Origin of the sequence: Streptomyces sp. NRRL F-5122 (assembly GCF_001507435.1) — a bacterium.
Lineage (GTDB): Bacteria > Actinomycetota > Actinomycetes > Streptomycetales > Streptomycetaceae > Streptomyces > Streptomyces lannensis.
In genome coordinates this window covers 1-642 of the sequence record NZ_LMWH01000107.1, presented here as the reverse complement: position 1 = coordinate 642, position 642 = coordinate 1, and the positions used below count along the sequence as shown (strand labels likewise).

Genomic DNA, 642 nt, shown 5'->3' with positions numbered 1-642 from the left:
CGGTGGAAGCGAGAGCGATCGATGCGCGCCTGATCATCTTGTTCATGGTCTTTCCCTGTCTTTGCGAAGGTCCGGTGGCCGGGTGACCGCCGTGGTGCCAAGATCCGGGGTTTCCGGGCCAGTCGGGTTCCTGTTTGAGGGGGCGTCATCAGCACGGGTTTCTCGTGCCTGAGTTTTTTGGGCTGTTCGGCCCAGTCCTGAGTGAACACTGCCCGCTATTGGGCTGTCAAGCCCAATCGGGGTATCGTTGGAAGCATGGAAACCACCACAGGAGCCCGGGACCTCCACAAGCTCACCGGCAAGGGGCAGGCGACACGGGCCCGCATCCTGGAGCACGCCGCGCAGCTCATCTACGCCAAAGGCGTCCACGCGACGAACAACGAGCAGCTGCGCCGCGCCGCCGGCGTCAGCGGATCGCAGCTCAATCACTACTTCCCGACCAAGGAGTGTCTCGTCCTGGCTGTGATCGCCTGGCAGGCCGAGAGCGTCCTCACGTTCCACCGCGACGAGCAATTCGCTCGCTTTGACAGCCTCGATGCGTTTCGGGCGTGGGCGGATTTCTACATCGGCTACGAGCACGTCTACCAGGAAGGCTGCAGCCTCGGCTCCCTGGCGAGCGAGATCGTCAAGACGGACCTCGAC

Annotated in this window: 2 protein-coding genes; one reads left to right on the top strand and one right to left on the bottom strand. The window is 63.2% G+C overall.

Annotated features, from left to right (window positions below):
- The coding region (locus tag ADL25_RS50435) for a hypothetical protein (RefSeq protein ID WP_234380889.1) at nucleotides 1–209 on the bottom strand (209 nt) is incomplete at its 3' end.
- 46 nt (nucleotides 210–255) lie between these two features.
- On the opposite strand from ADL25_RS50435, the gene ADL25_RS13070 reads away from it, so the two are divergent.
- Nucleotides 256–642 (top strand): TetR/AcrR family transcriptional regulator (locus ADL25_RS13070; RefSeq protein ID WP_159044921.1); only part of this gene is annotated, 387 nt, incomplete at its 3' end.